This is a genomic window from Mesorhizobium sp. M7A.F.Ca.US.002.01.1.1 (genome assembly GCF_004022955.1).
Classification (GTDB): domain Bacteria; phylum Pseudomonadota; class Alphaproteobacteria; order Rhizobiales; family Rhizobiaceae; genus Mesorhizobium; species Mesorhizobium ciceri.
Genome location: NZ_RZQE01000979.1, coordinates 1 through 832, shown reverse-complemented (window position 1 = coordinate 832; position 832 = coordinate 1). Strand labels below are relative to the sequence as shown.

General features: G+C 60.8%; 1 protein-coding gene. It reads right to left on the bottom strand.

Features of this window, described 5'->3' with window-relative positions; genetic code table 11:
* Nucleotides 1-777: cytochrome b/b6 domain-containing protein (locus EN932_RS37195; RefSeq protein ID WP_164890900.1), on the bottom strand; the 777-nt coding region annotated here is incomplete at its 3' end.
* Nucleotides 778-832: the final 55 nt, after the last annotated feature.

Here is an 832-nt window from a genome sequence, read left to right as displayed (position 1 = left end):
CATCAGGATATGGACGACGAAGAAGGCGACCAGCAGCACCATGACGGTGAAATGGATGGTGCGTGCCGTCTGCCGGCCACCGAGCAGATCGTTGAGGAAAGGCAGCACCGAGTTCATGCTTGGCGACATCGCCAGACCGGTGATGATCATCAGCGGCAGCAGCACGAACAGAACCCCGCCATAGGCCATCTTCTGCAGCGTGTTGTATTCGCGCGTGTGATGGAATTTGAGCTTGGCGTGGTCGACGATGTCTTGCGGCAACCGCTTCAAATCGTCGAGGCGTGGCGCGAGATCGCGCCGCAAATGGCCGTTCACGGTGCTGGCGACAAACCAGACGATCAACGTCGTGGTGAGTATCCAGGCAAAGAAGAAATGGATGACGCGCGCAGTGCCGAGATCATAGTAGGACGGGATGGTCGCCCAGGACGGGAAGGCGCGGGACGTCTCCTGGCCGGCCGGACCCGACCAGCCGAGCACCCCAGTGGTGTCGAAGCGCTTGCCGAAGATCTCCGTGTAGCCGCGCGGACCCGCATCGGAGTTCTCGGCGCCGATGGCGAAGATGGTGTTGTTGTAATCGAAGCCCGATTGCTTGCCGATATAGAGCTGCGGACGGGCATTGAAGATCTGCAGGCCGGACAACAGCATGAAGAACAGCGAGATCGCCCACAGCCAATGCGTCAGCCGCGTCCAGCGCGACTGCCGGTAAATCAGCGTTTTGTCGTTCGACGCCGAAGCGCCTGGATCGGCGGCGGATTGGCTTCTGGCAACGGATTCCATCGTGTTTCGTCTCCCGGCCTCGCGGCATGGCCTGCGCGCTCATTGTCCTCCTGAT